Genomic DNA, 7,725 nt, shown 5'->3' on the forward strand with positions numbered 1-7,725 from the left:
CTGAGACGAGAAGGCGCACCTACCGCCACACGAAGCGGTGAAAACGGGGCGTCGGCGGGCGTCTCCGAAGGCGCGGACGAGACGGTGTCGTTACTGATGGTGTCGAGGTTTTCCCGCGTTGGCGGCGCGTTGTCCCGCCATTCCGACCGGGCGTGATCCGATCCTTCGTTCATGCCTTCGTGGGCAGTACTCATGCGTGTCGATCTCCATGAAGGTAGACGGCTTCGTGCAGCGCGCCCTTGGCCGCAGCTGGCGATTTGGCAGGCCACGGGCACATGGCGGCCATTTCGCCCAGGTCCTCGCGCGCGCCGCCGAAGTCGGTCAGCGGTTTGAGTTCGAGGCCGGCGAGACGCCATGCATCGAGGCCGCCGGTCAGCGGCACGACGTCCTTGAAGCCAGCGTTACGCAACGACTTCGCCATCCACGCCGCCGATACCTCGTTCGGGCACGAACAATAAATGATGATCTTCTGATCAGGCTGATAACTCTCGACGATCTTCTGGAGCTCGCGTTCATCGGCGAAAACGGAACCGGGAATCACGAACGGATCGAGCACGCGTTTCTCAGACGAGCGGATATCGAAGATTGCCGGCACCGGCTTGTTTTCCATCAGCGCATAGAGTTCATCGACCGTGATGCGCGCCGTTTCCAGCGTCTTCATCAACATCTTCCGGCGCCAGTAGCGGTACGCCACGTACCCCGCCAGCGCGATCGCCACCACGATCAGCGCTTGCCGTCCGAGTTGCGCGATCATGGCGAAGACCATGTCGAGTTGCGCCGCGAATGCCACGCCAACCAGCAATCCGACCGCCGCCCACAACGCCACGCCCACGCCGTCATGCGCAATGAACGAGCGCGTGCGCACACCCATGGCGCCGGCAAGCGGCACGGAAACCAGCGACAAACCCGGAATGAACTTCGCGACGAGCAACACGCGCACGCCCCATCGGCCGAAGAAACGTTCGGTCTTCTTCACGCATGTATCGCGCGAAAGCGACAACTTGCAGATGGTCTTGAGCGTACGATCGCCGTAGCGCCGCCCGCCCTGGAACCAGACGAGATCGCCGAGCACGCCGCCCACTACGGCAATGGCGAGCATCAACGCGAGATGCGGCAGCACTGCATGGCCGTTCGCGCCCATCATGGCGACGGAAGCACCGACCACGATCAGAGTGGGCATGGCGGGAACGGGCAGGCCGAGCGCGGCGCCCATCACGTTGAAAAACACGATAGCGGGACCATACCGGTCAGCCAGATCATGCAACAGCATGAGATTCTCCCTGCGGGTTGTGCAGCGCTGAAGTCGGTTGGGGAAATGCCAAGTGCCGGACGCCGCCTGATATTGGCTTATCCGTGCTCGCGTCTGAAACGCGAACGCTCGGCGGCATTTTTTACGGCTCTGAAACGAAGACGCGGGACGAAACTGGAACGATGTCCACGGCGGTCATGCGCGTCGCCCGGCGCCGCTGCATTAATGAGATGAGTGTAGCGCGGTTTGACGAAAATGCCATGAACCGCGCGCTTTGCCATACACCATATGACGGCGTCGTTTTTTCAGCGCATGCCTAAATAAATACGCTTCTTTGACCGCGGTCTAAAAGCGGTCATTGCAAGCCGAAATCCACTCGGGTTGGCGCGCCTTTGTCCTTGATGCCATCGGCGTTCATGTGCGGCGAGACGATGAAAATCCGCTTGCTGTCGATCTTCCCGTCAAAGTAAGCCTTCACCGCCGATGCCCGTTTTTGCGCCAGCGTGCCGAGCGCGGCTTCGTCTATGGGCGCGTTTGCTGCGAGTGCCGCTTTCATGTCGGCGTCGGGCAACGTCTTCGTCATGCCGATCATGTTGCGCGGCTTCTTGAAGTCGGCGTCCTTGTACGCCTTGGTCAGGAACTTCGTGTATTCATCGGGCGAAAGTGTGATGGTCGAAGGACTGATGTTCGGGTTGTCGTCGTTTGCATCCTTCATCTTGGCGAGCTTCACCTGGCGGTCGACGTAGGCGGCGCGCAGGCCGGGTTCATCGACGGCGGGATCGACGCGCGCCGACAGATCCATCTTGATGGACGGTTTGTCCGCCAGCGCCTTCGCGATCGTGTCGAGCTTCTCCTTGCCGGCGTCGCTGAGCGTGGACGAGCCCGGGTCGAACTCCACGTAGCCGAGTTCCTCGGCGTTCTTGCCGCCGCCAAACGCGTTTGCCAGCAGCGAGAACGGCGCAGTCACGGCGCGCTCCAGCAGGTTCACGATCGCCTTCCACACCAGCGCGCCGACCGAGAACTCCGGATTGGAAAGCGAGCCGGAAATCGGGATGTTCACGTCGATTTCACCGCGCGAGTTCTTCAGCAGCGATACGGCCAGGCGCACCGGCAACTTGGTCGCGGTGGCGTTGTCGACGTGGTCGCCAAACGTGAGCTGATCGATGAAAAGATGGTTGTTCGCCGAGAGTTTGTCGTCGGCGAGCTGGTAGTGCAGGTCCACATTCAGCTTGCCTTTGGTGATCGGATAGCCCGCGTATTTGGTGGAATACGGCGAGATATTGGGCAATTCGACGTCGTGCGCGCTCGCGGTCAGGTCCAGCGCGGGTTTCGCAATCAGCGGGTTCACCGTGCCCTTGATCGATACCGGCCCGTTTGCGTTGAGTTTCGCGGCGACATCGACGGGCGCGGAGACGGTCGAATGCGTTCCGAATGCGCCGATAGTCCCCGTGATCGCAACCAGGTTCGCGGTGAAATTCGGCTTGATGAAGTTATCGGTGTAGGTCACACGGCCGTTTTGCAGCACGAGCTGGCCGAAGCGCAGATTGGGCGTGGGCGATGTCGATGCCGCTTTGGGCACGACCGGGGCGGAGGCCACTGGCGCGGGCTCGGCGGCTGCCGTTGCTGTCGTTGCTGTCGTTGCTTTTCCGCCCGTCTTGTCCTTCACCACGATATCGCGCAAATTCAGCTTCCCTTGCGCATCAAGCAGAACGCGGCCATAAAAGTTGGCAAAGGTGACGCGCGCAGCTTCCACGTCGGCGCCCTTTTCGTCGTATCGGGCGTTGAGCTTCGTCAGGCCGAGCAGGTTCCAGCCCGCGAGCGGCTGGGAACTCACCCGGTCGATCAAGCGCACGTTCGACAACGACACGTCGCCCTTGTAGCCGGCCTTCAGCGTGCGTCCTTCTCCCGAGTAAGACGCGTCGCCGTTCGCGGTGAGCAACGCGCTGGAAAGCGATGCGTTCAGCGAGCTGCCGAAATACGGCTCGAACGCCGATGCATCGAGCTGGCTTGCGTCCACATGCAGCGCCAGGCTCAGCGGCTTGATGGTCAGCGTCCCGGCTGTCGCCAGTGTGCCCTTGCCGTTCATGGTCAGCCGGCCATCCACGGCGAGCGGTTTTGTCAGGTCATCGGTGACCTGCTTCACGCTCACTTGCAGCGGCGCGATATGAAGCTTCACCGGAGTCGGCGTGGTTTCATCGGTGAAATCGGCGGTGCTGTCGTTGAGCGCGATCTGCGCGATCTGATAACGCCACGCCGGACCCGCAGCGTTGGCCTTCTCCACCTTGTGCGTGGCGCTGGCTTCCGGCGCGGTTTCGTGCGGACCGGCGAGCGCCGCGAGGTCGATGCTGCCATCCTTCAGGCGTTTTGCATCGACGGAAAGACCGTTCAGGCTCACGCTCTCCAACGCGGCGGTGCGTGCGGCTACATCGATTTTAGTGATCTTTGCCTGGGCCGAAGCCAACGCGACCGGCGCCGTGTTTGCGGTCGGAACGAGTTTCAGCGACTTGAGCGAGACGTCTCCTGCGCCGACCTGGATGGACGGCTCGGGCTTCGACCAGTTCACGAGGAGCGGCAGGTTCGCGCTGAGCGCGCCGTCCGATATCCGCGCGGCGAGCGCGTTCGCCACATAGGGTTGCAGCGGCGGCAGCGGCAAATCGGCGAGCGCGAGTTTCGCGTCGGCGTTCTTGCCGGGCAAGGTGAATCCGCCCGATGCCACCAGCGTTCCACCGTGATCCAGCGCGGTTTTCAGCGTGTAACGCGCGGGCGGTTTGCCGAGCGTCGAGAAGTCGTCGAGCGTGACGTCCAGCGCCTTCAGACCGAGTTGCGCGGGTTGCGCCATCAGGCTGTCGTTGAAGGCGACCTGGCCCCGGTCGATCGCAATATGTCTGATCGATAAATCCAGCGGTTGCGTCTCGGCCGCGGCCTTGGTTTCAGCCGCCGGAGGGTTGTTGGCCGGCGGACCGCTCAGTTTCTGGAAGTTGAAGGCGCCGGTTTTATCGCGGGACAGTTTTACGTCGGGTTGCGACAGTTTTATCTCTGACAGTTGATAAACATTGCGCAGCGGCTCCAGATTCACCGCATTCACGTGCAGCGACTGCGCGGCGAACAGCGGCGCATTCTGCTTGTCCGTCACGTCGATATCTGCAATATCGGCCGTGCCCTTGATGCGTACAACGGGCGCGTCGCCGGTGAGCGAGAAACTCACGTCCAGATCGGTCGACAGCTTGCCGCTCTTGACCGCGACCGGCAGCGACGCCGGCGCGTACGAAACGATTTGCGGCAAATCGAGTCCGTCGAGCTGCACCGCGACTTCCGACTCGCGCGATTCGGCGAACGGCTTCGTGCGGCCCTTGATGGACAATGGCGAGCCATCAATGCGCGCCTGCAACGACGGCGTGACGAACAACTCGGTCGTCGAAGGCAGGTTGGCAATGAACGGAATCCCGACTGACCACTGATCGATCACATGCTGCGTCTTGAGCAACCGGTCATCGAAATCGATGCGCCCGTTCGCGATCCGGATATTCGATACCGAAAACCGCGCGGGTTTATCGGATGGTTTGGCAGATGGCTTCGAAAACTTTCCGATGAGATCCGAGAAGTTGAAGCGCTGCGCGTCGTATCGGACGATATGAAAGCGCGGCGAATCGATCTTCAGTTCATTGATTACGGGCGCGAGCCGGAATAGCGATGACCACGAAGGCAATACGATCAGCCGTTCGATATCGATGAAATCGCTGCTTCTGGAATCAGCCGGGAGATTACTTTGCGCCTCGCCAATATGAACGCGGTCGGCTTCGAAGCTGAGCGTATAGGGATTGAGCGCAATCCGGCCGATCGTGGCCGGGCGGCCAAGCTGAGCGGAGATCTGCTGCTCGGCGATATGACGAATTAGAGAGGGAGCCGCAAAAAACCCCAGCAGCCCGATCACGATGACAAACAGAACCAGGCCAATCGCGACCCGGCGCGTGCGGTTCGAACTCGCAACCGCATTTGCCCGATCGATCAGCCCACGGCCGGCGGATGTCAGGGAAGTCTTGTTCAGGCTTGCCATGCGGGCCTCACAGCGCGGTCACGCGTCATGAGACCGCGCGTGACCTGGGGGAAACGGAAGGCCCGAGTATACGACGCGACAGCGTCAATTTGAACCAGCGATGGTCCGTACAGCCTGCATCTATTGCCGTTCGATAGCCGGCGGCGCCCACGCCCCCGACGTCGCTTCGGGCTTGGGTGCGTACAAACGCATCATCAACTGGAAGTCGCCGTCCGGCGCGGGCAGCCAGTTCGACACACGCGCCTTGCCCGGCGACGTCGCGGAAACGACCACGTCAGTCGAGCCATCGCGATTCTTCTTCAGGCGGTCTCGGTCGCTGAGTGAAAGCCGCAAGGCTTTATCGTCGATCAGCGCGCCTTCCTTCGTGTACGCGGTCAAGGTCCAGAAGCCGCGCACCGGCGGCAACTGGTTCGGCGCGAAGTGCAGCACGTAGGTGTTCGCGCCGTTGAGCGGGTGGGCGTCGCTGTCAAGGAAAGCGACGGGCTTCACTTCGTCGTCCTTCGTGCCGCTGGCGGGCTGACGTTTGGCAAGGAACGCGCGCAAGGTGTAGTCGGTGCCGTAGTTGCCGACGGCGTCGCCGAACCAGACCCAGCCGTTGCGGCTCAGCGCGTTAGAGGGAACCGTGTCGACGCGCGCGCGGCCATCGGCGAGACCCGTTGCGAGCAAGGCCGAATCCGATGGGCGGAATTGCACCGGCTCACCCGGTTTAACGCCCAATTGCGCGAGCAAGGTCACGGCGTGCGGATCGTCGGGGACGGGTGGATTGTCTTCCAGGGCCTTGGCCAGGCGCGTGAAGTACGCGGTGGCATCGAGTGACTCGGCCTTGTCGCCGCTCGGAACCACGGCCGGCGTGTTGGCCGTCACATTCGGCCAGGCGGCGCCGGCGGTGGTGGGACTGGTTTTATCGGCCGGAGGCGCTTCAATGCGCATTGCGGTCTGCAGCTTGCGCGCTTCGCGCACATCGCGCTGGCCGTTCACGCGCACGCGGATCGACAACCATGCATAACGCGTAGGCGTTTCCACGCGTGTCACGCCGTCCGGCAGCGGGCCTGTGTAGCCCTTGGTGACGAACGCAAGGATGCTGGCTTGCTCCGCGGCCATGCGCGCGGCTTTGCTGCGCTTCTTGGGAACAGGCGCGGGCACGGCGGGCGCGGCACCGATGCTCGAATAGATCACGTTGGTCCAGGTATCGAAGGCGCGAGCATCAAAGTAGCGGCCCCGTAACGTTCCGGAAGGCGTGGACTGCACGGAAGACAACGCCGGCAACGAAACCAGCACCGGTCCACTCGATACGTCCAGCCATGCCGACGATTCCAGCGTATCCACGCTCGGCCGTCCCGTCGCGCCGACCGGCGGCAACGCGGTGGTGTGCCGCAAGGTGTTTACCGCCGCCTGGCCGGGCTTCGATGCGTCGCCGCCCGTCGTCTTTTCGCGCCACAGATCGGACGCCACCAGCGGATAACCGAACACATAGGCATCGGCGACCTGGTCCTTGCGCCAGCCGTCGCCGTTCGTCGCGACCGGCGCCTGCGTCGAGCACCCGCCCAGTATTGCCAGCGTGCTCAAACCGGCAATCATCCAGCGTGCCCCACGCAACGGAAACAACGGAACTGCCCAGCGTCGGTTATTTTTCATTCGAATTAGGTCTGTTTAGGCTTTTTTACTTCGTCCGACGCGCGCGCTGGCGGGTTCTTAAATTCGAGCCCCGCGAATCCGCACGCCGACGTTCAAGCTATCTTGAAAACGCGTTTTATCTTATCCAATGAGGATAGGCAAGAAGCGCGTGACGAAGCCTCGAAATAAGTCTGATGTTTCGTTAATCCAGCCATCGGTAACTACCTACATAGTGCCGGTTTTTTATTCACGCGCCGCAGCAAAAAGGGACAAACTCTCTTGAAAATACACCTTGACCTTCCAATGATTGGAATGTCGATACTGGTTTTATCGAGCTGATTCTCATGGCCCGCAATGAAACGGGAAGCTTTTATGTCTGCTGGTACAAGTCAGAACATGGCTGTTGCGTCGAACACGGCTGAATTTGCTATTGGCGGGATGACCTGTGCCTCGTGCGTACGCCGCGTCGAAAAGGCGCTCGCCAAGGTGCCGGGCGTGGAAACCGTGTCCGTCAATCTCGCGACCGAGAAAGCCACGGTTCACGCCGGGCCGTCCGTTTCGCGCGACCAGTTGCTGGCCGCCGTCACGAAGGCCGGATATAAAGCTACGTTCATCGAGCCGGAAGCCGCGCCAGTGGCCGCGCCCGCTCATAGGGGCGAACTCGTCGCGGTGATCGTGTCGGCGCTGCTCACGCTGCCGCTCGTTTTGCCGATGTTGGGAATCAATCTGAACCTTGGCGTGTGGGTATCGCTCGCGTTGGCGAGCATCGTCCAGTTCGCGCTCGGCGCGCGGTTTTACGTCGGCGGCT

At 61.7% G+C, this 7,725-nt stretch carries 5 protein-coding genes; 1 reads left to right on the plus strand and 4 read right to left on the minus strand.

The window, feature by feature from the left end; all coding sequences use genetic code 11:
* The 4 genes from ACFFAR_RS18805 to ACFFAR_RS18820 form a co-directional block, all read right to left on the minus strand.
* Positions 1-194: hypothetical protein (locus ACFFAR_RS18805; RefSeq protein ID WP_375508260.1), on the minus strand; the 194-nt coding region annotated here is incomplete at its 3' end.
* Positions 191-1,267 carry a DedA family protein/thiosulfate sulfurtransferase GlpE gene (locus tag ACFFAR_RS18810; RefSeq protein ID WP_082779156.1) on the minus strand — a complete coding sequence of 359 codons (1,077 nt, stop codon included), beginning with the start codon at positions 1,265-1,267 and terminating at the stop codon, positions 191-193. The genes ACFFAR_RS18810 and ACFFAR_RS18805, both read right to left, overlap by 4 nt.
* Positions 1,268-1,604: 337 nt before the next feature.
* Positions 1,605-5,303 carry a DUF748 domain-containing protein gene (locus ACFFAR_RS18815; protein ID WP_174362862.1) on the minus strand — a complete coding sequence of 1,233 codons (3,699 nt, stop codon included), beginning with the start codon at positions 5,301-5,303 and terminating at the stop codon, positions 1,605-1,607.
* Positions 5,304-5,423: 120 nt separating this feature from the next.
* Positions 5,424-6,938, minus strand: a complete 1,515-nt coding sequence (locus ACFFAR_RS18820; RefSeq protein ID WP_062172021.1) for a DUF1254 domain-containing protein — start codon at positions 6,936-6,938, stop codon at positions 5,424-5,426.
* Positions 6,939-7,289: 351 nt separating this feature from the next.
* Here ACFFAR_RS18820 and ACFFAR_RS18825 point away from each other — a divergent pair.
* A partial coding sequence (locus tag ACFFAR_RS18825; RefSeq protein ID WP_375508261.1) for a cation transporter occupies positions 7,290-7,725 on the plus strand: 436 nt, incomplete at its 3' end.

Source organism: uncultured Caballeronia sp., assembly GCF_964243625.1.
GTDB lineage: Bacteria > Pseudomonadota > Gammaproteobacteria > Burkholderiales > Burkholderiaceae > Caballeronia.